At 64.3% G+C, this 26,622-nt stretch carries 28 protein-coding genes, 1 tRNA gene and 1 pseudogene; 28 read left to right on the plus strand and 2 right to left on the minus strand.

Annotated elements, in window-relative coordinates:
- The first annotated feature begins 88 nt into the window (after positions 1 to 88).
- The 21 genes from ACQCST_RS06995 (at position 89) to ACQCST_RS07095 (ending at position 20,939) form a co-directional block, all read left to right on the plus strand.
- On the plus strand, positions 89 to 580 hold the full coding sequence (locus ACQCST_RS06995; protein ID WP_426998570.1) for a MarR family winged helix-turn-helix transcriptional regulator: 492 nt from the start codon (positions 89 to 91) through the stop codon (positions 578 to 580).
- Entirely contained in the window at positions 577 to 1,008 is a 432-nt protein-coding gene (locus ACQCST_RS07000) for an organic hydroperoxide resistance protein (RefSeq protein WP_426998571.1), read from the plus strand. Before ACQCST_RS06995 ends, ACQCST_RS07000 begins: the two co-directional genes overlap by 4 nt.
- Positions 1,005 to 2,033 (plus strand): NADP-dependent oxidoreductase, encoded by a 1,029-nt coding sequence (locus ACQCST_RS07005; RefSeq protein WP_426998572.1) that lies wholly within the window; start codon positions 1,005 to 1,007, stop codon positions 2,031 to 2,033. Before ACQCST_RS07000 ends, ACQCST_RS07005 begins: the two co-directional genes overlap by 4 nt.
- A 257-nt stretch (positions 2,034 to 2,290) precedes the next feature.
- Entirely contained in the window at positions 2,291 to 3,397 is a 1,107-nt protein-coding gene (locus ACQCST_RS07010; RefSeq protein ID WP_426998573.1) for a BMP family lipoprotein, read from the plus strand.
- Positions 3,398 to 3,546: 149 nt separating this feature from the next.
- The gene (locus ACQCST_RS07015; protein ID WP_426998574.1) at positions 3,547 to 5,067 is read left to right on the plus strand and encodes an ABC transporter ATP-binding protein; all 1,521 of its coding nucleotides are present in this window, start codon (positions 3,547 to 3,549) and stop codon (positions 5,065 to 5,067) included.
- Positions 5,057 to 6,400: an ABC transporter permease gene (locus ACQCST_RS07020; RefSeq protein ID WP_426998575.1), complete on the plus strand. Its 1,344-nt coding sequence runs from the start codon at positions 5,057 to 5,059 to the stop codon at positions 6,398 to 6,400. Before ACQCST_RS07015 ends, ACQCST_RS07020 begins: the two co-directional genes overlap by 11 nt.
- Positions 6,397 to 7,692, plus strand: coding sequence for an ABC transporter permease (locus ACQCST_RS07025; RefSeq protein WP_426998576.1), 1,296 nt, complete (start codon positions 6,397 to 6,399; stop codon positions 7,690 to 7,692). Before ACQCST_RS07020 ends, ACQCST_RS07025 begins: the two co-directional genes overlap by 4 nt.
- Before the next feature lie 17 nt (positions 7,693 to 7,709).
- Positions 7,710 to 8,129 (plus strand): cytidine deaminase, encoded by a 420-nt coding sequence (locus ACQCST_RS07030; protein ID WP_426999098.1) that lies wholly within the window; start codon positions 7,710 to 7,712, stop codon positions 8,127 to 8,129.
- On the plus strand, positions 8,126 to 9,448 hold the full coding sequence (locus ACQCST_RS07035) for a thymidine phosphorylase (protein WP_426998577.1): 1,323 nt from the start codon (positions 8,126 to 8,128) through the stop codon (positions 9,446 to 9,448). Before ACQCST_RS07030 ends, ACQCST_RS07035 begins: the two co-directional genes overlap by 4 nt.
- Before the next feature lie 4 nt (positions 9,449 to 9,452).
- Entirely contained in the window at positions 9,453 to 10,088 is a 636-nt protein-coding gene (locus ACQCST_RS07040; protein ID WP_426998578.1) for a DedA family protein, read from the plus strand.
- Positions 10,089 to 10,303: 215 nt separating this feature from the next.
- Positions 10,304 to 11,032, plus strand: coding sequence for a DedA family protein (locus tag ACQCST_RS07045; RefSeq protein WP_426998579.1), 729 nt, complete (start codon positions 10,304 to 10,306; stop codon positions 11,030 to 11,032).
- A gap of 40 nt (positions 11,033 to 11,072) precedes the next feature.
- Complete coding sequence (locus ACQCST_RS07050) at positions 11,073 to 12,227, plus strand: adenosine deaminase (RefSeq protein WP_426998580.1); 1,155 nt, start codon at positions 11,073 to 11,075, stop codon at positions 12,225 to 12,227.
- 97 nt (positions 12,228 to 12,324) lie between these two features.
- Positions 12,325 to 12,903: a MazG nucleotide pyrophosphohydrolase domain-containing protein gene (locus ACQCST_RS07055; RefSeq protein WP_426999099.1), complete on the plus strand. Its 579-nt coding sequence runs from the start codon at positions 12,325 to 12,327 to the stop codon at positions 12,901 to 12,903.
- Positions 12,904 to 13,040: 137 nt separating this feature from the next.
- Positions 13,041 to 14,321: a phosphopyruvate hydratase gene (eno, locus tag ACQCST_RS07060; RefSeq protein ID WP_426998581.1), complete on the plus strand. Its 1,281-nt coding sequence runs from the start codon at positions 13,041 to 13,043 to the stop codon at positions 14,319 to 14,321.
- A gap of 114 nt (positions 14,322 to 14,435) precedes the next feature.
- Positions 14,436 to 15,188, plus strand: a complete 753-nt coding sequence (locus ACQCST_RS07065) for an FtsB family cell division protein (protein WP_426998582.1) — start codon at positions 14,436 to 14,438, stop codon at positions 15,186 to 15,188.
- Positions 15,189 to 15,264: 76 nt separating this feature from the next.
- Positions 15,265 to 15,936 carry a DUF501 domain-containing protein gene (locus tag ACQCST_RS07070; RefSeq protein ID WP_426998583.1) on the plus strand — a complete coding sequence of 224 codons (672 nt, stop codon included), beginning with the start codon at positions 15,265 to 15,267 and terminating at the stop codon, positions 15,934 to 15,936.
- Positions 15,933 to 16,880 (plus strand): exopolyphosphatase, encoded by a 948-nt coding sequence (locus ACQCST_RS07075; protein ID WP_426998584.1) that lies wholly within the window; start codon positions 15,933 to 15,935, stop codon positions 16,878 to 16,880. The genes ACQCST_RS07070 and ACQCST_RS07075 overlap by 4 nt, the downstream gene beginning before the upstream one ends.
- Positions 16,881 to 16,930: 50 nt before the next feature.
- Positions 16,931 to 18,307, plus strand: a complete 1,377-nt coding sequence (locus ACQCST_RS07080; RefSeq protein WP_426998585.1) for a S8 family serine peptidase — start codon at positions 16,931 to 16,933, stop codon at positions 18,305 to 18,307.
- Between the two features lie 34 nt (positions 18,308 to 18,341).
- Positions 18,342 to 19,820, plus strand: coding sequence for an NAD(P)/FAD-dependent oxidoreductase (locus ACQCST_RS07085; RefSeq protein ID WP_426998586.1), 1,479 nt, complete (start codon positions 18,342 to 18,344; stop codon positions 19,818 to 19,820).
- Positions 19,821 to 19,900: 80 nt separating this feature from the next.
- Positions 19,901 to 20,845: an N-acetyltransferase gene (locus tag ACQCST_RS07090; protein WP_426998587.1), complete on the plus strand. Its 945-nt coding sequence runs from the start codon at positions 19,901 to 19,903 to the stop codon at positions 20,843 to 20,845.
- A gap of 20 nt (positions 20,846 to 20,865) precedes the next feature.
- Positions 20,866 to 20,939: transfer RNA gene (locus tag ACQCST_RS07095), tRNA-Leu, on the plus strand.
- A gap of 93 nt (positions 20,940 to 21,032) precedes the next feature.
- Here ACQCST_RS07095 and ACQCST_RS07100 read toward each other — a convergent pair.
- Together ACQCST_RS07100 and ACQCST_RS07105 are read right to left on the minus strand one after the other, a co-directional pair.
- Positions 21,033 to 21,413, minus strand: coding sequence for a cation transporter (locus ACQCST_RS07100; RefSeq protein ID WP_426999100.1), 381 nt, complete (start codon positions 21,411 to 21,413; stop codon positions 21,033 to 21,035).
- 9 nt (positions 21,414 to 21,422) lie between these two features.
- On the minus strand, positions 21,423 to 21,644 hold the full coding sequence (locus ACQCST_RS07105; protein WP_426998588.1) for a heavy-metal-associated domain-containing protein: 222 nt from the start codon (positions 21,642 to 21,644) through the stop codon (positions 21,423 to 21,425).
- 111 nt (positions 21,645 to 21,755) lie between these two features.
- Between ACQCST_RS07105 and ACQCST_RS07110 the strand changes: the two genes are divergently transcribed.
- The 7 genes and pseudogenes from ACQCST_RS07110 (at position 21,756) to ACQCST_RS07140 (ending at position 26,439) form a co-directional block, all read left to right on the plus strand.
- Entirely contained in the window at positions 21,756 to 22,169 is a 414-nt protein-coding gene (locus ACQCST_RS07110; RefSeq protein ID WP_426998589.1) for a MerR family transcriptional regulator, read from the plus strand.
- 557 nt (positions 22,170 to 22,726) lie between these two features.
- Positions 22,727 to 23,107, plus strand: a complete 381-nt coding sequence (locus ACQCST_RS07115) for a TQO small subunit DoxD (protein WP_426998590.1) — start codon at positions 22,727 to 22,729, stop codon at positions 23,105 to 23,107.
- The gene (locus tag ACQCST_RS07120) at positions 23,104 to 23,505 is read left to right on the plus strand and encodes an Rv1678 family membrane protein (protein WP_426996992.1); all 402 of its coding nucleotides are present in this window, start codon (positions 23,104 to 23,106) and stop codon (positions 23,503 to 23,505) included. Before ACQCST_RS07115 ends, ACQCST_RS07120 begins: the two co-directional genes overlap by 4 nt.
- A pseudogene (locus tag ACQCST_RS07125) lies at positions 23,483 to 23,680 on the plus strand (acyl-CoA dehydrogenase family protein); the annotation flags it as partial. The gene ACQCST_RS07120 and the pseudogene ACQCST_RS07125, both read left to right, overlap by 23 nt.
- 40 nt (positions 23,681 to 23,720) lie before the next feature.
- Positions 23,721 to 24,632, plus strand: a complete 912-nt coding sequence (locus ACQCST_RS07130) for an acyl-CoA dehydrogenase family protein (RefSeq protein WP_426998591.1) — start codon at positions 23,721 to 23,723, stop codon at positions 24,630 to 24,632.
- Positions 24,629 to 25,441, plus strand: a complete 813-nt coding sequence (locus ACQCST_RS07135; protein WP_426996994.1) for an Rv1680 family SBP-like protein — start codon at positions 24,629 to 24,631, stop codon at positions 25,439 to 25,441. Before ACQCST_RS07130 ends, ACQCST_RS07135 begins: the two co-directional genes overlap by 4 nt.
- Positions 25,435 to 26,439 carry an Rv1681 family radical SAM protein gene (locus tag ACQCST_RS07140; protein ID WP_426996996.1) on the plus strand — a complete coding sequence of 335 codons (1,005 nt, stop codon included), beginning with the start codon at positions 25,435 to 25,437 and terminating at the stop codon, positions 26,437 to 26,439. Before ACQCST_RS07135 ends, ACQCST_RS07140 begins: the two co-directional genes overlap by 7 nt.
- Positions 26,440 to 26,622: the final 183 nt, after the last annotated feature.

Below are 26,622 nucleotides of genomic sequence, written 5' to 3' on the forward strand. Positions count from 1 at the left end.
CGCGATTTCACGTCGTTACCCGCCAGCTGGCGTTTGCTTTTCAGTAAGTAAGTTGTGCACAATTCAATTGTGAGCTAGAGTTATAGGTATGATCGATGCCCCCAGACTCGACCGCCAGGTGTGCTTTGCCCTGTACTCCGCTTCACGGGCAGCCACTGCCGTGTACCGGCCAATCCTGGAGCAATTGGGCCTCACCTACCCCCAGTACCTGGTGATGTTGGTGCTGTGGGAAGAGGCGCCCCGCGGGGTCAAGGAGTTGGGCGAGGAACTCGGGCTGGATTCCGGCACCCTCTCGCCGCTTCTCAAGAGGCTCGAGGGGCTTGGGCTCGTGGATCGCCGTCGGTCGGCCGAGGACGAGCGCAGAGTCGCTGTCCACCTGAGCGATGCTGGCCAGGCCCTGAGCGGCAAAGCAGCAGGAATCCCTCAGCACCTTGCGGCCGCAGCCGGTCTCACTGCTGCAGAAATCGACCAGCTGCGGGAAACCCTGGGCCGGCTCACTGCCGCCCTCCATAGTTCGCACGCACCCCACGAGGGTGCGGATGAAGTGCACTTCCAATCCAACAGAACGGGAAGCAATTGAAAACGCTTTACACAGCCGAGGCACTGGCCTCAGGCGAAGGCCGCGACGGCAACGCACGCACCAGGGACGGCAAACTCGACGTCACGCTCGCCAGCCCGATGGAACTGGGCGGCAGCGGCGAAGGTACCAACCCCGAGCAGCTGTTCGCGGCGGGCTATGCAGCCTGCTTCCATTCCGCACTCCGGCTCGTGGGACGGAAGGAGCGAGCGGATCTCAGGGATTCTGCGGTGGCCGCGAAGATCCATTTCGGCGCCCTTGACGGCGGTGAAGGCTACGGCCTTGCCGCCGAGCTCGAGATCGCGCTGCCCGCACTCGACAAGGAAACAGCGGAAGCCCTGATGGACAAGGCACACCGTATCTGCCCCTACTCCAATGCAACGCGCGGAAACATGGATGTTGCCATCACCCTGGTGGAGTTCGCAGCATGAGCATTGTCCGGGCAACCGCGCTGCCGGAATCGTCGCGCGAAATCCAGCTGGCCTCCCGTCCCCATGGCCGCCCGGCGCCGGAGAACTTCCGGCTGGCAGAGACGCCGCTTCCTGAACTGGCGGCGGGACAGGTCCTGGTCCGCAACCTCTTCATCTCCGTTGATCCGTACATGCGCGGCCGGATGAACGACGTGAAGTCCTACTCAGCGCCGTTTGCGCTGGATGCAGCGCTCGACGGCGGTGCCGTCGGTGAGGTGATCGCGTCCCGGGCCGATGGGCGGAAGGTGGGGGACGCCGTCGTGCATCAGCTCGGCTGGCGGGAATACGCGGTGGTGGATGCGGCAGCAACCACGGTGGCCCGCACCGATCTGGCACCGGCATCGGCGTTCCTCGGGGCGCTCGGCATGACAGGCCTCACGGCCTATGCCGGACTGCTCAAAGTGGCAGAGTTCAAGGCCGGCGACGCCGTCTTTGTATCGGGTGCGGCCGGGGCGGTGGGCTCACTGGTGGGCCAGATCGCCAAGGCCATGGGTGCCTCCCGGGTGATCGGCAGCGCTGGCACGCCTGAGAAGGTGGCCCGACTGCTGGAGCTCGGCTTTGATGCCGCCTTCAACTACCGCGACGGCCCGGTCCACCTGCAGCTCAAGGACGCTGCCGGGGACCACGGGATTGATGTCTACTTCGACAATGTGGGCGGTGAACACCTCGAAGCTGCGCTGTCCGTGCTCAACGTGGGCGGACGTGTGGCGATGTGCGGCGCAATATCGCAGTACAACTCCACGGAGCCGCCGGCCGCTCCGCGAAACCTGGCGGCAGCCATCGGAAAGCAGCTGACGCTCCGCGGTTTCCTGGTGGGTGGCCAGCGGCAGCACGCTGCGGAGTTTGCTGAGCGGATGGCCGGATGGCTGGCCGACGGCACCGTCCGCTACGACGAGACCGTGGTTGATGGATTGGAGAACGCTCCGCAGGCATTTATGGATCTGCTCGATGGCGCCAACACCGGCAAAATGCTGGTGCGTGTATAGGGCACCCACCCCCATCCGGGAGAGTAGCGGGTGCCGCATGACCTGCGGCGCCTGCTACTGATTGGTAACAAGTTCTCAACAATCTTCGGATTCCCGCTCCAGTGTGTTATTCGGAAGTGTTTCAGGCCACTAAAGTAACTTCCATCAGTGCGCCTCGGCGCAGTGCTGCGAAACCGTCAGTGAAAACAGAATTTCAGTGTAGAAACGGACACTCATTGAACTCCCGTAGCGCCAATCTCATTCTTCCTGGAGGAAAATTGAAGGACTCACTGCGTGCTAATTTCAAGCGCGGTTCAATGGCCGGCGTGGCCTCGGTCGGTGCAGCGGCGTTGTTGCTCACCGGTTGCGGTGCCGCCCCGGACGCAGGCAGCTCAGCCACCAAGACGGCCACCCATTACACCGGCTGCATCGTCTCCGACTCCGGCGGATTCGATGACCAGTCCTTCAACCAGTCCTCCTACGACGGCCTGAAAAAGTCCGAAAAAGATCTGGGCATTACCGTCAAGTCGGCCGAGTCCAAAGCCAACAGCGACTTCGAGACCAACCTCAACGGGATGATGTCTGCCGGTTGCGACCTGACGGTGACCGTCGGCTTCCTCCTCGGTGACGCCACAAAGGCGGCTGCCGAGAAGAACCCGGACAAGCACTTTGCGATCATCGACTTCGGCTATAGCCCGGCTATCGCCAACGTCAAGCCCGTTATCTACGACACCGCCCAGGCCGCGTACCTGGCCGGCTACGCAGCGGCGGCCACCACCAAGACCGGCAAGGTGGGCACCTTCGGCGGCATCAAGATTCCCACGGTCACCATTTTTATGGACGGTTTCTACGACGGTGTTCAGGCGTACAACAAGGCCAAGAGCAAGACCGTGCAGGTTATCGGCTGGGACAAAACAACCCAGGATGGTTCCTTCACCGGTGACTTCGAAAAGCAGGACACCGGAAAGCAGGTGACCAAAAACCTGCTGGACCAGGGCGCGGACATCGTGATGCCCGTGGCCGGTCCGGTTGGCAAGGGCGCGGGTGCGGCCCTGAACGAGGCCAAGGCCGCAGGCAAGGACGTCAAGCTCATCTGGGTTGACTCCGATGGATTCCTCACCGCCCCGGAATATAAGGGCATCATGCTCACCTCGGTCATCAAGAAAATGGACGAAGCGGTTCAGGTTGTTGTCAAGGATGATTCCGAAGGCAAGTTCTCCAACGAGGCTTATGTAGGCACGCTGAAGAACGACGGCGTCGCGCTGGCACCGTTCCATGACCTGGACTCCGCCGTGTCGGCTGAGACGAAGTCCGAACTGGATGTTCTCAAAGCAGACATCATGTCCGGCAAACTCGTAGTCAAGTCCGAGGCGAGCCCGAAGTAGCAGCAGCATTCCCCGACGCGTCGCCAGTACCTGAGCCGGTGCTGGCGACGTGTTTGTGCCCTGACTAGGCTGTAGGCAGCAAACCATGCAGGTCGCGGGGAGCTTCGCCTGCCCAGCCGTTCCTTCGGACCAACAGAATGGTGGGAGTTGTGAAACTCGAGTTGAAAGGGATCTCGAAAGCATTCGGGACCTTTTACGCCAACCAAGACATAGACCTCGTGGTGGAATCCGGCCAGATCCATTGCCTTCTGGGCGAAAACGGCGCCGGAAAATCAACGCTGATGAACGTCCTGTACGGCCTGTACGAGCCAACAGCCGGGGAAATCCTGGTGGATGGCAAGACTGCCGTATTCCGTGGACCCGGCGATGCGATGGCAGCAGGGATCGGCATGGTGCACCAGCACTTTATGCTTGTCCCCGTTTTCACTGTGGCCGAAAACGTGGCTTTGGGGGCGGAACCCACAACATTCGGCGGCGTTCTGAGCATCGAAGAGACCCGCCGGCGTATCCGGGAAATTTCAGACAAGTACGGATTCGATGTCGATCCGGACGCCGTCGTCGAAGAACTTCCTGTCGGAGTCCAGCAGCGGGTGGAGATCATTAAGGCCCTGGTGCGCGAGGCGAAGGTCCTCATTCTGGATGAGCCCACAGCTGTGCTCACACCACAGGAGACGGACGAACTGCTGGACATCATGCGCCAGCTCAAAGCCAGCGGCACCTCTATCGTTTTCATTTCGCACAAACTGCGCGAAGTCAAAGCGGTCGCGGACGTCATCACGGTCATCCGCCGCGGCAAGGTGGTAGGTGACGCTCCGCCGTCGGCTTCTCCCGCCGAGCTGGCCTCCATGATGGTGGGCAGGGCGGTCAGCCTGACTCTGGACAAGGCCGCAGCGAAGCCGGGTGAAAAGAGCTTCGTTGTCACCGGACTGACCGTCCGTGCTGCCAATGGCACGAATGCCGTGGACGGCGTCAGTTTTGATATTGCGAAAGGCGAGATTCTGGCTGTTGCCGGAGTGCAGGGGAACGGCCAGACCGAACTCACGGAAGCCATCCTTGGCGTCCAGGAGCATGTGACAGGTTCAGTCACGTTGGACGGTACGGAACTCCTGGGCCGTTCCGTGAAGGACATTCTGGGTGCGGGGATCGGATTTGTACCGGAAGACCGTACTGTGGACGGCCTCGTGGGGCCGTTCTCGGTCGCGGAGAATCTGGTGCTGGACGTCTACGACAAAGCCCCGTTCGCCAAAGGCATCGTCATGTCGCCCAGGATCATTGCCGAGAATGCCAGCGCAAAGATCCAGGAATTCGACATCCGTACCCCGTCTGCCGCTGCCGCTGCCGGGACGCTATCCGGAGGGAACCAGCAGAAGGTGGTGATGGCCCGGGAGCTCTCGCGGCCATTGCGGCTCTTCATCGCCTCGCAGCCCACCCGCGGTGTGGACGTAGGATCCATCGAGTTCCTGCACCGCCGCATCGTGGAAGAGCGCGACGCCGGCACACCGGTCATGATCGTTTCCACCGAATTGGATGAGGTGGTTGAACTCGCAGACCGGATCGCCGTGCTCTACAAGGGAAAACTTGTGGGCATTGTCCCGGCCGGAACACCGCGCGACACCCTGGGCCTGATGATGGCGGGCGTCGGCCCTGAAGGAGCCTCCGATGAAAAATGAAGTCCCATCCGGCAGCCACCGGAAGCTACAGGAATCCCCTTCCGAGGTTCAGTCCGCGGACGTGGCTCTGGACACCGCGGGCGGCGCCCTGGCACCTTCCCTGGTGCCGGTTTCTGCGCAAAGCGGCGACACAGGGCACCAGCAGGACAGTGTGTTCCGTCGGATCGTCATGGGCAATGGCCTGGTTTCTGTCCTCGCCGTCCTGGTAGCCCTGATCCTGGGCGGCGTGTTGATCGCCAGCACTGATGCCAGGGTGGCGACCACCTCGGGGTATTTCTTCAGCCGTCCTTCTGATTTTCTGACCGCACTGTGGAACGCCATGACCACAAGCTACGTCGCGTTGTTCCAGGGTGCTGTGTTCAACCCCAGGCAGGGCTTCCTGCCCTTACTGGAAACCATGACAGTGGCCACGCCACTGATTTGTGCGGCCTTGGGTGTGGCACTCGCTTTCCGGGCAGGGCTCTTCAACATCGGTGCCCAGGGCCAGATCATCATCAGTTCAACCCTGGCTGCCTATGCTGGATTTGCGTGGCATCTTCCAGTCGGTATCCACCTGCTGCTGGTCATCGTGATGGGCGTCCTGGGAGGCGCGGCGTGGGGAGGAATTGCAGGCCTGCTCAAAGCACGGACGGGCGCCCACGAGGTCATTGTGACCATCATGCTGAACTACGTTGCCCTGTACCTGCTGGACTTCCTGCTCAATACTCCTGCATTCAGGCGTCCCGGTTCCAACAGCCCGATCTCACCGCGCCTGGACGAATCCGCCATCTACCCTATCATTCTCCCTGTTTCCGGAGTCCGGCTTCACCTGGGCTTCCTGGTGGCCGTGCTCCTTACCGCAGGCGTGTGGTGGCTGCTGAACCGCTCCACCATCGGGTTCGAGTTCCGGGCCATCGGAGCGAATCCGGCTGCGGCACGCACGGCCGGCATCAAGGTGGCGCGGTCCACCGTCCTGGTGATGGCACTCGCCGGCGCGCTGGCGGGCTTTGCCGGTGCCGCGCAGGTAGCCGGTACGGAACAGGTGCTGACCGGAGGGGTCGCCGCCCAGATTGGCTTTGACGCAATCACGGTTGCCCTGCTCGGCAGAAGCACGCCTTGGGGGACGTTCTTTGCCGGTCTGCTGTTCGGTGCATTCCGCGCTGGGGCCGTGCAGATGCAGATCCAGACAGGTACCCCCATCGATATTGTCCTGGTGGTGCAGTCGCTGATAGTTCTTTTCATCGCAGCGCCCCCGTTGGTCCGATCCCTGTTCGGACTGAACCCCCGCAAGCTGAAAACTCAGCCGGCAGCCATTGACACAAGGGCGGCTGCAACGACCGGAGGCGCCAAATGAACACCACCACCAGCACCGCTGCTGCCGCCCGGTACAAAGCCGGCGGCGGGGCCCCCCTTGTCTCGCTGAAGGCCCCCGTGACGCTCAGCGTCCTGGCCTTGGTTGCACTGACCTTCTTCGGCTTCCTGGGCCCGGCGAAGACGGCGGAGCTGAAGATCAGCAACGACGGCGACGCCATCCGGCTGCCTGCACTCCTGATCCAGGGCGGAACCGGCGGCGTAGTCTTCGGAATTGTGCTGCTGGGCCTGGCCGCCTACTCTGTTTGGCTGTGGAAGGACGGCAGGAAATCGCCGTCCTGGGTCCCCATCTCTTTCGCCGTCATCTTCGTGTTCGCGGCTCTGGTGTGGATCGTCGCAGGTGCCCGGGACTCCTCCATCTCGCTTGCCGGATTGTTTGCAGGATCCGTGACCTTGGCGGTTCCGCTGGTTTTCGGCGCACTCTCCGGTGTGCTGTGCGAGCGCGTCGGCGTGGTTAACATTGCCATCGAGGGCCAGCTGCTCGGCGGCGCTTTTACGGCAGCCCTGGTGTCCACGGTGACGCAGAATGCCTTTGCCGGTCTGATTGCCGCCGCAGTGGCAGGCGCGGCGGTGTCCATGGTGCTGGCTGTTTTCAGCATCAAATACCTGGTCAACCAAATCATCGTCGGCGTGGTGCTCAACGTTCTGGTATCAGGGGTGACCGGATTCCTCTACGGAACACTGATGGTCCCCAACAAGGAGCTGTTCAACACTCCGTTGCACTTGGATGTGCTTCCGGTCCCGCTCCTGGCGGACATCCCGTTCTTCGGCCCCATTCTCTTTCAGCAGTCCGTCATCGGATACCTGATGTACGTCGCTGTGGGGGTCATCTGGTTCGGGCTCTTCAAAACCAAATGGGGGCTCCGCATCCGGGCAGTGGGGGAGCATCCCCAAGCTGCGGACACCATGGGCATCAACGTCAACAGGACCAGGTTCTGGAACGTGACTCTCGGCGGCGCTGTGGCAGGCATTGGAGGCTCCTTCTTTACGCTGGTGGCAATTGATACCTTCACCAAGGAAATCTCCGGTGGGCGGGGGTTCATCGCCCTGGCCGCCATGATCTTTGGCCGGTGGAACCCCATTGGGGCCTTCCTGGCCTCGCTGCTGTTCGGATTCGCCTATAACCTGCAATCAATCCTCACCATCATCGGCACCCCGGTGCCGAGCCAGTTCATGGCAATGCTTCCGTATGTGGTGACCATCTTTGCCGTCGCGGGCCTGGTTGGCCGCTCGCGGCCGCCGGCTGCCAGCGGCATACCGTACGTCAAGGGTTGATGGCGGTGCCGGAAGACATGGTACCGGCGGGTACGGCCACCGGCAGCGTTGACTGGCAAGCGCTGGAGTCCGCGGCCCGGGAAGCCCTGAAAAATGCGTATGCCCCGTACTCAAAGTTTGCGGTGGGGGCAGCTGCCCTCACCGCAGACGGCCGTATTGTCAGTGGCTGCAACGTGGAAAACGCCAGTTACGGGCTGACGCTCTGCGCCGAGTGCACCATGGTGGGTAATCTGCAGATGACCGGGGGCGGTTCGCTGCGAGCGTTCTACTGTGTGGACGCAGGAGGCCAGGTGCTGATGCCGTGCGGGCGTTGCCGGCAGCTGCTTTACGAATTCCGCGCCCCGGACATGCAACTCATGACCACCCAGGGAATCAAGACAATGGACCAGGTGCTCCCCGACGCCTTTGGTCCCCAACATTTGGAGGAAACCCGGTGACACGCACCACACATGAAACGGAGGCATTCGACGCCGTCGACATCATCCGCGTCAAGCGGGACAAGGGTGTCCTCAGCCCGGAACAGATCGACTGGACCATCGACGCGTACACCCGCGGCGTCATTGCGGACGAGCAGATGGCCGCCCTGAACATGGCCATCCTGCTCAATGGCATGGACCGCATAGAGATATCACGCTGGACGGCGGCCATGATCGCCTCCGGAGAGAGGATGGACTTCTCCAGCCTCCGGCGGCCCGACGGCGGCGTGAAGGCTACCAGCGACAAACACTCCACCGGTGGCGTCGGAGACAAAATCACGCTCCCGCTGGCACCGCTGGTGGCGGTGTTCGGGGTGGCTGTGCCGCAATTGTCCGGCCGCGGACTGGGGCACACCGGCGGCACGCTGGACAAGCTGGAATCCATTCCGGGCTGGCGCGCTGAACTGAGCAATCAGGAAATGCTGGCCCAGCTCCAGAACGTAGGCGCGGTGATCTGCGCAGCCGGTGCAGGACTGGCCCCGGCAGACAAGAAGCTCTACGCTCTGCGCGACGTCACGGGGACGGTGGAGGCCATCCCTCTGATCGCATCCTCCATCATGAGCAAGAAGATCGCTGAAGGAACCGGTTCACTGGTCCTGGACGTCAAAGTGGGCAGTGGCGCCTTTATGAAGGATGAGGCACGTGCCCGGGAGCTGGCGGAGACCATGGTGGCCCTGGGCAAGGACGCCGGGGTTATCACCGTGGCACTGCTCACCAACATGAACACGCCCCTTGGTCTCACGGCAGGAAACGCGATCGAGGTGGAGGAATCCGTTGAAGTGCTGGCCGGAGGCGGACCGGAGGACGTTGTGGAGCTGACGGTCCGGCTGGCGGAAGAGATGCTGGCCTGTGCCGGCGTGCGCAACGCGGACCCGCGGGCCGCGCTCAAGGACGGCCGCGCCATGGATGTGTGGAACCGTATGATCGAGGCGCAGGGCGGAGACCCCCGGGCGAAGCTGCCGGTTGCGAAGGAGTCCCAGACGCTCTATGCCCCGGCTGACGGTGTCCTGGTGGAGCTCGATGCACTGGCGGTCGGTGTGGCTGCCTGGCGCCTCGGCGCGGGCCGGGCACGTAAGGAAGACCAGGTGCAGGCCGGTGCCGGCGTCCGGCTGCACGCCAAGCCCGGAGCGACCGTCCGGGCCGGCGAGCCGCTCATGACCCTGCTCACCGATACCCCGGAGAAATTCGGCCGTGCCAAAGATGCACTGGAACACGCCGTGGTGATCGCGCCGGAAGGATCCCGGCCGGCACAGCAGCTCATCATCGACCGCATATCCTGAGTTAATGCAGGCCGTCAATGATTTCATCCTGGCCGCCGCCGGTCAGCCCTGGGTACTCTTCCTTGTCCTGGCGTGTTGCATCATCGATGGTTTTTTCCCTCCGATCCCCAGCGAATCCGTGGTGGTGGGGCTGGCGGCTGTCGCTGCCACCGCGGGTGTCCCCAACCCGTGGCTGCTCATTGTGGTCGCTGCGCTGGGGGCTTTCAGCGGCGACAACATTGCGTACCTCATCGGCCGGAGGGTCGGTACCCGACGGTGGCGGTGGATGCGCGGCCAGCGCATGCAGGGCGCCTTCCATTGGGCCGGCCGTGAACTCAGAAAGCGTCCGGCGTCGTTGATCCTGGTGGCGCGCTTCATCCCCATTGGCAGGGTTGCCGTCAACCTGACAGCCGGAGCCACGCACTACCCGAGGCCCAGGTTTGCTGCCCTCACTGTCCTGTCGGCCGTCCTCTGGTCGGGGTACTCGGTGGCCATCGGCATGTTTTTCGGCCAATGGTTTGAGAGCAACCATCTGCTCGGTGCCGCCGTCGCCATTGTGTGTGCGGTTGTCCTCGGAATCATCGTGGACGTGGTGATCAGCAAGCTGCGGGGTACCGTGGCGGATCCGGCCGGGGACGAATTCGCCGGGCCCAGGACCTGACCGCATCTCAGCCCTGGGGTGGAGCCCCGGGCGGCCGGTTATCAGCCCGCAGGAGGACGCCGGATGAGGACCCTGGCGGCTAATCTGGAAGTGGTGTTCCCGGGGCCGGGGCGTAGCGAACGACGCCTTGGCCGTGGGACACTGGAGAGCGATCTACATCACTTCCGTCTGCGTCATTTTCGTCTGCATCATATTCGTCTAGGAGCAATGCCCGCGTGGAGTTTATTAATGAGGCTGTACTCCATGCTGCAGGCCAGTGGTGGATCTACCCGCTGCTCCTGATGTTCTTCTTTGTGGACGGCTTCGCCATGATCCTTCCGAGTGAAACACTCATCGTGGCGCTTGCCGCGTTTTCCCGTCAGAGCGGGGAGCCAAATCTCTGGATTCTTGGGCTGACCGCCCTTGTCGGTGCCATGGCCGGGGACAACATGGCGTTCCTGCTTGGCCGGAGAATCGGCCTGGAGCGGTGGAAATGGATGCGACGGCCAAAGGTGCAGAAAGTTTTCGGCTGGGCACGCTATGAACTGGAGAAGCGCGGGGCCGTGCTGATTTTCACGGCCCGGTACATCCCGTGGGGGCGCGTGGCAGTCAACTACGTCGCCGGCACCACGGGCTTTCCGCACCGGAGGTTTTTCCTGTTGGACGCCTTCGCCTGCGCCACCTGGGTGGTCTATTCCATCGGCATCGGCCTCCTGGCAAGCTCCTTCACATGGCTGCACGACAACCCGCTGCTGAGCGCAGGCATTGCGGTGGTGTTCGCCATCGTGCTCGGTATCGTGATCGATCATGCCCTGCGTTTGTGGCACAAGCGGCTCGGCCGCAATGACGCCGAAGCCGTGGACGTTTGGCTCGATGGCGGGTCAAGGAATGCCTCGGCGGCAGCTCCTGCATCCCCGGCCATGCTGGCCTCCTCCGGCGGCGAGGCCGAACCGCGGGAAAACTAAGCGGCTGGCGTTGCCCGCCGTACGACCCTAAGGTTGGAACGTGACTGAGCCTATTCTAGATGCTGCCCCTGACCTCGACTTTGACCTGAAGAGCCTTCCCAAGGTGTCCCTTCACGACCACTTGGACGGGGGATTGCGTCCGGCCACCATCATTGAGCTTGCCAGTGCTGTGGGACACACATTGCCGTCCACTGACCCGGTTGCCCTGGGGGAATGGTTTCGGGAATCGGCCGATTCCGGTTCCCTGGTCCGCTACCTCGAAACCTTCGACCACACCATTGCGGTCATGCAGACCAAAGATGGACTGTTAAGGGTCGCCAAGGAATTTGTCGAGGACCTCGCGGACGACGGCGTGGTGTACGGCGAGGTGCGTTGGGCGCCTGAGCAGCATCTCCAGAAGGGCCTGACCCTGGATGAGGTTGTGGAGGCGGTACAGGAAGGCCTGGATGCCGGCGTGGACGCCGTCGTCGAAAGCGGCCGTGAGATTCAGGTGGGCCAGCTCATTACGGCCATGCGCCATGCCGACCGCGGGCAGGAGATTGCCGAGCTCGCCGTCCGCCACCGCAACAGGGGTGCCGTGGGCTTTGACATTGCCGGTGCCGAGGACGGCTTCCTGCCGGCCCGGTTCAAGGAGGCCTTCACCTACCTGGCCGAGAACAACTTTCCGGTGACCGTCCACGCGGGCGAGGCCGCCGGCCTGGAGAGCATCCAGTCCGCGCTGGTGGACGGACGGGCGCTTCGCCTGGGCCACGGCGTACGCATCGCCGAGGACATCATGGTGGAGTTCGGCGAGGATGAGGACAGCGACCCTGAGAACCCGGACGAGGACAACATCGGCCTGGTAACCCTCGGCGATCTGGCCAGCTGGGTGCGTGACCGGGGAATTGCGCTGGAAATCTGCCCCTCTTCGAACCTTCAGACCGGTGCGATCGCCGCTTTCGGCGAAGGTATTGAGAGCCACCCGCTGGACATGCTTTACCAGCTCGGTTTCAACGTCACCATCAACACAGACAACCGCCTGATGGGCGGAGTTACCCTCACTGACGAGTTCGATCTGCTGGTGGAAACGTTCGACTACGATCTCGACGACCTGCTGGAGCTGACCCTCAACGCTGCGGAAGCGTCCTTCCTGCCGCTGGAGGAGAAGGAAGCCCTGGTGGAGTACATCAATGACGCCTACGCGGACCTTGGCTAAAGGGAGTCTTCCGGCAGCACTGCCTGCGCTGGCTGAATCGGCTGCCGTGAGGGAGCTGGTTGCGGCCATAGCGGCCCTGCGGGAGCACTGTCCTTGGGTGGCAGCCCTCACTCATGCGTCCCTCGTGGAGTATCTCCTCGAGGAGGCCTATGAGGTGGCGGAAACCATTGAGACCGGTGCGGACGACTCTGAGCTTCAAGGCGAACTGGGCGATGTACTCCTGCAGATCGTGCTGCATGCCCGGCTCGCCGAAGAGCGCGGTGCGTTCGCTTTCGACGACGTCGCGCGCGGGCTCACCGACAAGATGATCCGTCGCAATCCGCACGTCTTCAGACCGGACGGCTCACTTCAGGATGCCTTCCCCGCCACCGTGGCGGAGATCGTGCAGAAGTGGGACGCGGTCAAGAGGGCGGAGAAAACCGATCGGAGTGATCCTTTCGAGGGCATACCCGAGGAGCTGCCCGCACTGGCCCGGGCCCAGAAATCGCTGGACCGGGCTGCGCGTGCCGGACAGGCGCATCCGGTGGGTGCGCCTGCCGGAACCCCGGATACGGAAGAGGACCTCGGAGAGCTGCTGTTCGCCGTCGTCCGCTCTGCCAGGGGCAAAGGGCTCGACGCCGAACGTGCCCTGCGCGGGGCCGTGCGGCGGTATCAGGAGAACTACCACCGCGGTTGATTAGTCCGGGTGCTGGATGGGTTTCCGTAACCCGCAGTACTCTCGACTACTCTAGGCAGAGACGATGACCAGAGCTTTCCACTAGTTTCCCAGCTGTCAGTTTCCTAGTAGACCGCTTCACCATAAGGAGCATATTCATGGCGCTTATCGATGCCATCCACGCCCGCGAGATCCTCGATTCCCGCGGCAACCCGACCGTAGAAGTTGAAGTTCTGCTTTCCGATGGCCAGATTGGCCGCGCAGCAGTTCCCTCCGGTGCTTCAACCGGTGAGCACGAGGCCGTTGAACTCCGCGACGGAGACAAAGGACGTTACCTCGGCAAGGGTGTCCAGAAGGCCGTTGACGCCGTCATCGACCAGATCGCCCCCGCACTGATCGGCTTCGATGCCACAGATCAGCGCAGCATCGACCAGGCCATGATCGATCTGGACGGCACGCCCAACAAGAGCAAACTGGGCGCGAACGCCATCCTGGGCGTGTCCCTCGCGGTCGCCAACGCGGCGGCTGCTTCGGCCGACCTGCCGCTGTATAAGTACCTCGGCGGCCCGAACGCCCATGTTCTTCCCGTACCCCTGATGAACATCCTCAACGGTGGATCCCACGCGGACTCCGACGTCGACATCCAGGAATTCATGATCGTTCCGCTGGGTGCTGAGACCTTCTCCGAGGGCCTCCGTTGGGGCGTCGAGGTTTACCACGCGCTCAAGGCAGTGCTGCAGGAGAAGGGCCTGGCCACGGGCCTGGGCGACGAAGGCGGCTTCGCACCGAACCTGCCGTCGAACCGTGCAGCCCTGGACCTCATCCAGGAAGCCATCCGGAACGCCGGCTACACCCCGGGCACGGACATCGCTCTTGCCTTGGACGTCGCGTCCTCGGAGTTCTTCACTGACGGCGCCTACCAGTTCGAAGGCAAGGCATTGACCTCCGCCGAGATGAGCGCCTACTACGCTGAACTGGTGGCCGATTACCCGCTGGTTTCCATCGAGGACCCGCTGGATGAAAACGACTGGGACGGTTGGAAGACCCTCACCGACGCCATCGGAGACAAGGTCCAGATCGTCGGTGACGACCTGTTCGTCACCAACCCGGTCCGTCTGCAGAGCGGCATCGACACGAAGACGGCCAACTCGCTGCTGGTCAAGGTCAACCAGATCGGTTCCCTGACCGAAACCCTGGATGCCGTTTCCCTGGCCCAGCGTGCCGGGTACACCACCATCACCTCGCACCGGTCAGGCGAAACCGAGGACACCACCATTGCTGACATCGCGGTTGCCACTAACGCCGGCCAGATCAAGACCGGTGCCCCGGCGCGCTCCGAGCGTGTTGCCAAGTACAACCAGCTGCTGCGCATCGAAGAGGAACTCGACGACGCCGCGCGCTACGCCGGCCGCAGCGCATTCCCGCGTTTCAAGGGCTAATACCCGGGAAAACAACTGACCGGTGGCTATGGTGGAAAGACCATAGCCACCGGTTTTGTTTTTCGCGCCAGCGGTTATATGGCCAGCAACAACGCCGTACATATCAGGAGTGTCATGGCTACCCGCCGTCCCAAAGTCCCGAGGGTTGCCCCAGCGGCCCAGCCTGCCACGGACGTCTCCGACGGCGCAGACGTGATCAGCGCCGATTTCGCCAGCCGTAAGTCTGGTTCCCGGCATCCGGATCCAGAGCACCCGGATCCGAAGCAGCCTGAGGCGAAGCAGTCAAAAGCCCGGCAGCCGGTTGCGCCGGTGAAGACGGGAACGCCCGGCCGGGCCACTACTCCGCCGGCACGGAGCAAGGCTGGCGCAGCAGGCAAACCGGGCCATTCGGTCAGAGCCGGTGTCACAGCCGGCAGGGTGGCAGCCAGGGGCAAGGGGCGCCGGACGGTTCACCGTCAGGAAGAAGACCTTGATCCGATACCGGCCAAGGCATTCTCCGGGCGGATGCTGGCACTTGCCGTCGTTATGATAGCCATCACCATCATGCTGGCGCCCACAGTCAAGATCTTCATCGACAAACGTGCCGAAATAGCTGCTCTGGAGGCGGATATCGCTGCCAGCAGGTCGCACCAGGGTGGCCTCAGGCAGCAGGTCTCGCGCTGGCAGGATCCCAACTACGTGAAACAACAGGCCCGCGACCGCATTAACATGGTTATGCCGGGTGAGACCGGTTACTGGGTCTACGGCAGCGATGTGCCGGCGGGCACCGCCAGTAGCCCGACCGGTGCAGTAGCTACACAAGACCCCGCAGATCTGCCGTGGGTGGATTCCCTGTGGGAGTCCATCAGGCGTTCGGCCACAGACTAGGAGCGGCGCCCGCCGCCGGACTGACCTCCAGTAAACCAAGGTCGGCCATTCCCGGGCAGGAAGGATGGCCTCGCCAGTGGAAGAGAACACGGCAACCGCGCCGGAGGAATCCCGTCAGCCCTCAGCAAAGGATCTCGAGGTCCTCAGTCGTCAGCTCGGACGGCCGGTCCGCGACGTCGTAGAGATCCCGGCCCGCTGCATCTGCGGCAATCCGCTGGTGGCCGCCACCGCACCGCGGTTGAGTAACGGGACCCCGTTCCCCACGACGTTCTACCTGACGCATCCGGTCATCACTGCGGCGGTCTCACGGCTGGAGGCAGCCGGAGTCATGAACGAGATGAATGTCCGGCTCGAAGCCGATGAACCGCTTGCCGACGGCTACCGTGCCGCGCACCGGAACTACCTCGCTGCCCGTGCCGCCATCAGTGAACGTTCCGGAATCGGCGCGGTCCCCGAGATCGATGGCATTTCAGCCGGCGGCATGCCCACCCGCGTTAAGTGCCTCCATGTGCTGGTGGGTCACGCCCTGGCAGCAGGACCTGGCGTCAATCCGCTGGGCGATGACGCGCTTGCAGCCATCAGCGAGTGGTGGACAAAAGACCGCTGCTACTGTGACGGTGCCTGGGACACGTCCGGTGAAGCGCCGTCCCGGGATCTGAGCCGCCACGGACCCCAGGGACTGCCGGATATCGTCGGCCGGCCGGCTCCGGTCCGCAAATCCGCCGCCGACGGCGGGGCAGGCCAATGACGCGCGTTGCAGCGATCGACTGCGGCACCAATTCGATCCGTCTCCTGATCGCAGACATCAACCGCAGCAACGGGGGAGTCAAGCTCACGGACATCTGGCGTGAGATGCGCGTGGTCCGCCTCGGCCAGGGCGTGGACGCAACGGGGGAACTTGCTCCGGAGGCGCTGGATCGCACATTTGCGGCCACCGCGGACTATGCCGGGCTGATCAGGGAACACCAGGCGGAAAAAATCCGGTTCGTGGCAACGTCTGCCAGCAGGGATGCGCGGAACCGCCAGGTCTTCGTGGACGGCATTCGTGAGCTGCTGGGTGTGGAACCGGAAGTGATATCCGGAGACGAGGAAGCAGCCCTGTCCTTTTCCGGCGCAAGCAGCGTTCTGCCTATGGCCGAACTCCACGAGGTGCTGGTGATTGATCTGGGCGGTGGAAGCACGGAATTCGTCCTTGGTGAGGCCAGCGGTGTCACGGCGGCCAAATCGGTTGATGTCGGCTGTGTACGGCTCACGGAACGCCACCTGCTCAGCGACCCGCCTACTGCCGCGCAGATCGCGGCAGCCGAGGCCGACGTCGACGCCGCCATTAGCCGTGCGGGGCTGGACGTTCCGCTGGAACGCACCACCGCCGTCGTCGGCGTTGCGGGCTCCATCACCACCATTACAGCCCATGCCCTGAGATTGCCGGAGTACTCTCCGGCGGCGATCCACGGGGCGGAACTGTCCACCGCAATCATCGATGCTGCGGCTACGGAGCTGCTGGAAATGTCCAGGGAGCAGCGCGCGGCCCTGCCGTATATGCACCCGGGCAGGGTGGATGTGATCGGTGCAGGTGCGCTCGTGTGGCGGCGGATCCTGGCACGGCTGGGTGAGATCACTGACGGCAGGATCATTACGGCCACGTCCAGCGAACACGATATTCTTGACGGAATTGCCTTGAGCATTATGTAACTGAGCATTACGTGACCGGACCCTTCAACGCACAGAGTATTGGACCCCAAATGACCAGAGCAACAGCACGGTTCCGCCGAACCGCGTCCGCTCTTGTGGCCATGGCCCTCGCGGGCGGAAGCCTGGCCGTGGCGCTCGTGGCAGCACCTGCCGCGCAGGCTGATTCGTGGCGGGACAAGCAGTATTGGCTGGCTGAATCCGGCATCACCAAAGCGTGGGAAGTTTCAAAGGGCGCCAACGTCAAGATTGCCGTGATCGACAGCGGCATCGACGGCCAGCATCCGGACCTTAAAGGCGTGCTGTCGGGTGGCTACGACGCTTCCGGCTCCGGCAAGCCGGACGGGCAGAAGAGCATTGGCGCGAAGCCTGAGCACGGGACGCTGGTAGCCACCATGCTGGCTGGGCGGGGGCATCAGCCTCCGGACTCGACTGCCACGCCAAGCCCTGATGCCGCCAAGACCGGCCCGGACGGCATCATCGGTGTTGCACCAGAGGCCCAGATTCTTTCAGCCTCCACCTGGCTCGGCTCGGCGAATCCGGGTGGCAAGAGTGATCAGCAACAGATTCCGGAGGCCGTCCGCTGGGCGGTGGATAACGGCGCCAAGGTCATCAACATTTCGCTGGGCAGCACCTCGCCCCAGTGGCCACAAAGCTGGGATGCGGCGTTCCTGTACGCCGAGCAAAAAGACGTGGTTATTGTTGCAGCTGCTGGCAACCGGGTGGGCGGCAACGTCCAGGTTGGTGCCCCCGCAACCATCCCCGGCGTGCTGACAGTAGCTGGGCTGGACCGTGCCGGCGTGGCCAGCGTTGACTCTTCCTCGCAGGGCATCAGCATTGGCGTGGCGGCTCCGGCGGAGAACCTGATCGGCGGTATGCCTGGCGGCGGCTATGCGGAATGGGCCGGCACCTCGGGTGCGACTCCCATCGTGGCCGGTGTGGCCGCGCTGATACGTTCCAAATGGCCGGAGATGAGTGCCGCCCAGGTGATCAACCGGATCGTCTCCACGGCAAAGGATGCCGGGGTGCCGGGCAAGGACCCCCTATACGGTTTCGGTGTGCTCAATGCTGAGGCAGCGCTGAAGTCCGATGTTCCCGCAACCACAGTCAATCCGCTGGGCTCGGTTTCGGAATGGATCCGGGTTCACCGCCGTGGCAACCTTGCCACACCGGCCCCTGTGCCTGCTGCCAACGCTCCGAGTGCTCTACCCACCCTTCCGGAGGCCACGGTTCCCGTGGCGGAGCCGCCGTCAGAACTCGACAGCGCGCTTCCTGCCGCGGTGGTGATCGGCTTTGGCATACTCTTCCCGGTGATCATTGCGGCTGCTGTGTTCCAGATCCTGCGGGCCTACCGGAGGCCCCGGACGGTACCCGATGAACCGGAGACCGGGGTGCTTGATGTCATGGACTCCGGGGCAGGAAGGAGTTAGTGAAGATTTTCACAAACTACTGTATTCTGGAATCATGGCAACCACCCCAGAGCTCCAGGACCGTCCCAGGGTACTCGTCGTCGGCGGCGGATACGTCGGCCTGTACGTAGCACTCAAACTGCAGAAGAAGATCGCAAATGCCGGTGGCATCGTCACCCTTGTCGATCCGCTGCCCTACATGACCTACCAGCCTTTCCTGCCGGAGGTTGCAGGCGGCAATATTGAGGCCCGCCACGCCGTGGTTTCGCACCGGCAGCACCTCAAGCAGACCGAACTCATCCAGGGCCGCGTCACGTCGATCGACCACGCGAACCGCACTGCTGTTGTGGCTCCGGCAGACGGCGGGGAAATTTTCGAGATCCCGTACTTCGACGTCGTTGTTGCAGCCGGCGCCATCACCCGCACGTTCCCCATCAAGGGGCTTGCGGACAAGGGCATCGGCCTGAAGACCATTGAAGAGGCCGTTGCGCTGCGCAACAAGGTCCTTGAGCGTATCGAGGCCGGTTCACTGATGACCGTTCCCGCAGAGCGTGCCCGGGCCCTGACGTTCGTGGTTGTGGGCGGCGGCTTTGCGGGCATCGAATGCATCACCGAAATGGAAGACCTCGCCCGCGCCGCGGTCAAGAACAACCCGCGCGTCAAGCAGGAGGAAGTCCGCTTCGTCCTGGTTGAAGCCATGGGCCGCATCATGCCGGAGGTCACGGAGAAGCAGGCCGAATGGGTTGTGGAGCACCTCCGCGGCCGCGGTGTTGAGGTGCTGCTGAATACCTCGCTGGACAACGCCGAGGGTTCCTTGAAGCTGATCAACCTGCCGGACAAGTCGTTGGCACAGGACTTCGAAGCAGACACCCTCGTGTGGACTGCCGGTGTGCAGGCCAACCCGATGGTCCGTTCCACTGACTTCCCACTGGATGAACGCGGCCGCGTCCGCGCGCTGCCTGACCTGCGCATCGCCGGGGACGAGGGCATTGTTGAGAACGCCTGGGTCGCCGGTGACGTTGCCGCTGTTCCGGATCTCTCCGGTGGCGGGGTGGGCGGTTTCTGCGTTCCGAACGCACAGCATGCTCTCCGTCAGGCCAAGCTCCTGGCTAACAACCTCTGGGCTTCCCGCTGGGACAAGCCCCTCAAGGACTACAAGCACAAGAACCTTGGTGCCGTTGCCGGTTTCGGTGAGTGGAAGGGTGTTGCCAACATCATGGGCATCAAGCTCAAGGGTGCCCTCGCCTGGATGGCACACCGTGGCTACCATGGCCTGGCGATGCCCACCGTTGAGCGCAAGGTCCGCGTCATTTTCGGCTGGATACTGAGCCTGATCATGGGCCGCGACACCACGCAGCTCATTGACCTGGACAACCCGCGCGGAGCATTTGTCACAGCAGCGTCGCCGGTACCCAAGCCTGCTGCGGCCCCTGCTGCTCCGGCCACCGCTGCTCCAGTCACCGCTAAGGCAGTCGAGACGGACTCTGCAGCGAAAATTGAGTCCAAGGAAGCTGTTTCGGCTGACGCCAAGTAGCCAGCACTAACATACGACGGCGGTTGTCCCCATCGGGGGACAGCCGCCGTTGGGCGTTGACCCCCGTTTAGACTGTCTCCATGACCGGTGAAAAGAAGCTTCAGACGCTACTGGCCTCCATGCATCCCGTGCTCCGCGAAGGCGAATACGTCTACGTCTTGTGGCCTCATGGGAAACCGCTGGTGGCCGGCATTGAGGCGGCCGTCCGTGAGGCGGAGGGGCTGACTGTCGTCCTGCCACGCGCCGAGGCAGACAGCCTTGGAATGCGCTATGACTTCGTGGCCGCCTGGATTACTCTGCAGATTCACTCCGCTCTGGAGGCCGTGGGCCTGACAGCAGCGGTCGGTTCCGCGCTGACCGACGGGCACATCAGCTGCAATGTGCTGGCTGGTTTCCATCACGACCACCTGTTGGTACCGGTTTCGGATTCCGCACGCGCTTTGGAAATTCTGGCTGGGCTGGCAGCGGAAAGCGCAGAAATGCCGCCGCCGGATCTGGTTCTTCGGGACGAGACAGCGGCCGACCGCGATGCAATTCTGGTTCTCATAGCCGAGGCCTTCGCGGTCTCCCCGGCCACGGGGACGCGCGTCGAGGGCGAACCGGTGGAAGTGGAAGTGCTGCGTCAGCTCTTTGAGTGTGAAGAATATCTGTCCCGGTTCAGCGTGGTGGCCGAACTCGAGGGCGAGATCGTGGGCCATGTGATCAGCACGAGGGGCTGGGCTGACGGCCTGGAGCTGCTGGGGCTCGGTCCAATGGGGGTGACCCCCAGGCTGCAGCGCCACGGCATCGGTTCGGCCCTGATGAACGAGACGGTGGCCCGGGCTAACGCCGCAGGGGAGAGAGGGATCGCTTTGCTGGGAAGTACTGAATATTATCCGCGCTTCGGTTTTGTCGCCTCCACATCGCTGGGCATCGAGCCGCCCGAGAAGGCATGGGGCGAGCGTTTCCAGTTACTTCCGCTTGCTGTGTGGCCGGGCGGCGTCCATGGAACATTCCGGTATGCCGGACCACTCGCCGGGATGTAACGGGATACCATTGACCGGGCGCCCCAGTAGCCCAATTGGCAGAGGCAGCGGACTTAAAATCCGCGTGTTGCGAGTTCGAGTCTCGCCTGGGGCACTAGTCAACGCCTCTTGTGTTCCCTAGTCTTATGCGAATCACCAAGCTTGGCAGCAGGTCCCACTTTGAAAGTACTGCTTGAGCGCGCCGGCATCACGTTGGCAGCATTGATGTCACTGTGGCGATCAGCCCGATCGCGGTCAGGCTCGCCGCTACCGCTGCCAGCAGCCGGGCGCCCTCACGCACCAGGTCCCGTTCTTCGTCTTCGAACGGGCGCAGCTTGCGCGGATCATACAAGTCATAGCCCACATCCCGCAGAGTCCCGAGGATCTGCTCCGGGGCGATACCCCCCCCCGGGTCGTACTCGACCAAGGCCTGCTCGTGGGTCAGGTTCACCGACACCTGTCCGACCCCGTCCATCCGGCCCAGGGCCTTCTCGATCGTGCCCGTGCACAGCGAGCAGTGCAGCCCCGCGATCCGGCCCCTGATCCGCTGATGCCCGGTTAGGGGCCCAGGGCTGCGGGCGCTCCTCAGTTGTCGTGTTCATTGCGTCCCTTCCGTCACGACCACATAGCCGGCCGCAGTGATCCACTGGGTAATCACGCCCCGGTCAGCCAGCTCCGGGCCGATCCGCACCTCGACCCTGCCGGTGGTGTGGTTGGCTGATACGTCCCGTACGCCGTCAACCCGGCGCAGCGCCGTGCCGATCCGATGCTCGCACCCGGTGCATGACATGCCATTCACCCGCAATACCAACGTGTCCATCCGCACAGCATCCTTCAGTTTCTGACCTGGTTTATCCGGCTCTGAATACACCCCAATACCTTGCCGTTGGGGTAAGGTCAAGAGGGGAGTGTGGGGAGGAAGGAAGTGGCTATGCAGATGACTGTCGGGAGTGCGGCGGAAGCCGCAGGAGTGAGCGCGAAGGCGGTACGGCTCTGGGAATCCAAGGGGCTGCTGCCCCCCGCCGGGCGCACGGAGGCCGGCTACCGGATATTCACCGACCGCGACGTCGAAGTGCTGCGGTTCATTCGCCAGGCCAAAGCGCTGGACCTCACCCTGGTTGAGATCAAAGACATTCTTGACCTGCAACGCCGCGGGACGGCGCCCTGCGGCCAAGTCATCGGCCTCCTTGACACCCACATCGCCCAGATCGCCCGCACCATCACCGAACTGCGGCAGCTCCGCCGCTCACTGGACCGGGTCCGGCGCGCCGCCCGCGACGGCCAACGGCGCGGCGAGGAAGCGGTAGTGTGCCGGATCATCGAGAGCGGGCCACCGACGGTGTAGACCTGGGTGCCTGGCCATAGACCGGGCAGCCCGAAAAATGAACGTCGTGGCACCTGCTCTGGCGCCAACCACGCGGCCACGGGACTAAGATCGCTAGTTGCGCATTTAGCCCCACCACAATTGCTGACAGCGAGGGGCCGGGGACCAATGCTCAGGTAACTGGCGCTCAGGGTGTTTGGGAGTATCGCGAACGATCGTTACCGGACACTCTCAACAGCCTTGGCGCCAGCTTCCCGCGTCTTGGTCCGTGTCCTCCGGTCGATCCGGTCCCCCGTAGGGCCATATGCACCGGGGGCTCTGACGGCCGGACGTAGTGGAGACCGTTCGGGAATTGTAATGACTTTGATGTTGCGCGTCGCCGGCCGCGGGTCCTTAATGAGAGCCATGGGAAAGGAGCCGGTCATGGCTGCTATAACAGCCGCCCCGGTTGAGGCGGGCGGGGACTCCCGGCTGGCCCGCGGGGGTGTCGCCGCGTTGCGGATCGGCGTAGCGCTGCTGTGGATCCAGAACGTCGCCTGGAAGGTTCCCCGGATTTCGGTGAGCACGGGAATACCGGATTGTACTTTTTCACCCGTTTCGCGGTCGACCGCCCGGTGTTCCCCCCTTATGCGTGGTTCGTTGAACACGTGGTGCTGACCAATTTCCCCTTTTTCGGGTGGATGACGCTGCTCATCGAGGCCGGCCTCGGCGCGTTCCTGCTGATCGGGCTTGCCACCCGGTTCTGGGCGGCGGTCGGGTTGGCCCAGTCGCTCGCGATCATGCTGTCCGTCCTGAACGCACCCAACGAATGGCACTGGTCCTACTACCTGATGATCCTCGCGCACGTCGCGGTGTTCGCCACCGCCGCGGGGCGCAGCTTCGGGGTCGACGGTGTCCTGCGCCCCGGCTGGCAGAAATCCACCGGACGCCTCGGCTCCCTGCTGGCCAGGCTCTCATGAGCGGGCGGCGGTTCGATCGTCCCGTGCTGGTCCTGGGTGTGGCCGCCCTGCTGGGCTCCCTGTTCGCCTTCTCGACCGGCGGACCGGCGCCGGCGGACCTCATCCATGTCCGCGGTGCGGGCCTGATCGTGATCGTGGCGTTGGGGGTCCTCGCGGTGCTCGGCGGGGTGCTGCGACGGCGTGTTCTGGTGATCGTGGCCGGTGCGGCTTTCGTGGCGGCCGCGGTGATTCAGCTGCTGCAGGCCGGCCAGGCGGTCAATTGGCTCGGCGGGGATGGCTCCACCCTGGCGCTGATGGGCGGTCTGGGGCTCGGGCTGCTCGCCGTCGGACTGACACCGAGTCCCCTCTCCATGGCCACAGACAGGAAGACGCACGATGAATCTGAACGCACGGCTTGATCCGGTCCTGGCCATTGCCGGCGAGCATGCCCGCGACGTCGACGCCGGCGCCCGCTTCCCCGAGGAAGCCGTCGCAGCCCTGCGGGAGTCCGGGTTGCTCGGGCTGACGCTGCCGGTGGAGGCGGGTGGTCTCGGTGGCGGCCCGCACGAACTGGTCGAGGTCCTGGGTTCCCTGGCCGGGGTTTGCGGGTCGACCGCGATGATCTATCTGATGCATGTCAGTGCCGCGATGCCGGTGGCGGCCGCACCACCGCCTGGGCTGCGATCTGGTGGCCGATCTGGCCGGCGGCAGGGCCCTGGGCTCGCTGGCGTTCTCGGAGGCCGGATCCAGGTCGCATTTCTGGGCGCCCGTGTCCCGGGCACGGCTCAACGGTGCGGGGGTGCGGCTGAACGCCGCCAAGAGCTGGGTGACCTCGGCCGGTCATGCCGACGTCTATATCGTCTCGACGCTGACGGCGGATGCCGACACCGTTGATTTGTTCGCGGTCCCGGCGGTCACACCCGGCGTCGAGGTGGCCGGGAGATGGCGCGGCATGGGGCTGCGCGGCAACGCCTCGACCCCGATGACCTTCGACGCCGAGGTGCCCGGCAGCTACCGTCTCGGTGCGGCCGGCGGCGGGTTGGACCTGATGCTCCAGACGGTGTTGCCGTGGTTTAACCTGGGCAACGCGGCCGTGTCGGTCGGGTTGTCCCGGGCCGCGGTGGACGCCGCCGTCCGGCATACCAGCGCCGCCCGGCTGGAGCATCTGGACGAAAGCCTCTCGGCGCTGCCGACCATCCGTGCCCGGCTGGCGCGGATGTCAATCGAGCTGGCCTCCACCGCGGCCTATCTCACCCAGGCCGCCGGCCGGATTGCCGAGCCGCGCGAGGACACCATGCTGCACGTGCTCGGGGTCAAGGCCGCGGCCAACGACGCGGCCCTGCGCATCACCGACTCCGCGATGCGCGTCTGCGGCGGTGCGGCGTTCTCGGAACACCTGCAGATCGACCGGTACTTCCGCGACGCCCGGGCCGGCCACGTCATGGCCCCTACCGCCGACGTGCTCTATGACTTCTACGGCAGGGCCATCACCGGACAGCCGCTGTTCGACAGCCAGCCGTCCGCACCGGCGCAGGTCCCGGCGTGAGCGCCCCGCTGATCGTGGGCTCGGTCGCCTACACCCCTAACGTCGTCACCATCTGGGAGGGTATCCGCGACTACTTCGCCGGCACCCCCGCCGAGATGGATTTCGTGCTCTTCTCCAACTACGGGCGGCAGGTGGATTCGCTGCTTCAGGGCACGATCGACCTGGCCTGGAACACCAACCTGGCCTGGGTACGCACCGTCGCGCAGACCAATGGCGCCTGCCGGGCGCTGGCCATGCGGGACACCGACACCATGTTCCGGACAATGTTCGTGGCCCGTGCCGGAACCGGGCTGGGCGGCCTGGCAGACCTGAAGGGCCGCCGGCTGGCGCTGGGGTCCAGGGATTCGGCGCAGGCCGCGATCCTGCCGGTCCACTTCCTGACCCGGGCCGGGATCACCACAGCCGAAGTGGACCTGCTGCGCCTGGACAGCGACGTCGGCAAACACGGGGACACCGGCCGCAGCGAACTCGATGCGCTGCGCGCGGTCCTCGATGACAGGGCCGATGCCGCCGCGATCGGCGTCAACACCTGGGAGGCAATCGGGCGTGAGGAGCTGATGCCCGGGGCGCTGGAGGTGTTCTGGGAATCCCCGGTGTACAGCCACTGCAACTTCACCGCCCTGCCCGCCCTCTCCGAGGAGCGCTCCGCACCCTGGGTCGAGCACCTGCTCGCGATGGACTGGGACAACCCGGCGCACCGGCCCATCCTGGAAATGGAAGGCCTGCGCCGCTGGGTGGCCCCCCGGCTGGAAGGATACGCGTCACTGTTCGAGGCCGTACACGAACAAGGCATCGGGCCCCGATGGTAAACCACGGCATCGTCCTGGATCTGGTGGAACGCATCGCCGCCGCGGCCGACGGCGCCACCGTGGCCGTGCCGCTGGGACCCGGCGAGCAGGGCCCCCTGACGCAGACTGTGGCCGCATGGTGTGCCCGGACAGGCAACGAACTCCTCGAAGTCCGGGACGGGGCCGCCGTCATCCGCCGCGGCCACGCCCCCGACCCGCTCGCCGGGCTCGCGTCCGGACAGATACCCGGAACCCGGCTCTGGATGTACACCAACTTTGACTGCAACCTGGCCTGCGACTACTGCTGCGCCCGGTCCTCACCGCAGACCGCCCGCCGGGCCCTGGGCATCGACCGGGTGCGCCGGCTGGCCGGCGAGGCCGTTCAGGCCGGGGTCAGCGAGCTACTGCTCACCGGCGGGGAACCGTTCCTGCTGCCGGACCTCGATGACCTCGTGGCGGCATGCACGGACGCGCTGCCGACCACCCTGCTGACCAACGGGATGCTCTTCCGCGGGAACCGGCTCGAACGCCTGCGCCGGATGGACCGTGACCGGCTCGTGCTGCAGATCAGCCTCGACTCCGCCACCCCGGACACCCACGACAGCCACCGCGGAACCGGATCGTGGGCCCGGGCCGTGGCCGGCATCCGGATAGCGCAGGAGGAAGGATTCCGGGTCCGGGTCGCCGCGACCCTGCCCGCCGGACAGAGCCACGAACTCCAGCCGTTCCACACCTTCCTCGACTCGCTCGGCATCGCACCCGAGGACCAGGTCATCCGCGCCCTCGCCCACCGCGGCAACGCCGACACCGGCCTGGAACTGACCATCGAATCGCTCATCCCCGAAGTGACCGTCACCGCCGACGGCGTCTACTGGCACCCCGTCAGCGCCGACGACACCGACCAGCTCATCACCGCCGAGATCTTCCCCCTGGCCGAGGCCATCGCCGAGGTCCGCCGCCGATTCAGCGACTACCGCGCCCGCGCCAACGCCGCCGCCCAATGGTTTCCCTGCGCCTGAGCACCCCGGCCGCGCGCCGGGCCACCCGGCGCCCGCCTCCCCGGGCCGGGAACGCCGCAAGCACCGCGCCCCAGCAGCGCCCTCCAGTGATGCGAGGTCCTCTCGGCCCTGAGTCTTGCCGTCCATGCGCGGATTCGGGTCAGCATGCTGAGGTGGATCATCTACGCGTGAATCAGGCAGGGT

Origin of the sequence: Pseudarthrobacter sp. N5, assembly GCF_050157035.1 — a bacterium.
Taxonomy (GTDB): Bacteria; Actinomycetota; Actinomycetes; order Actinomycetales; family Micrococcaceae; genus Arthrobacter.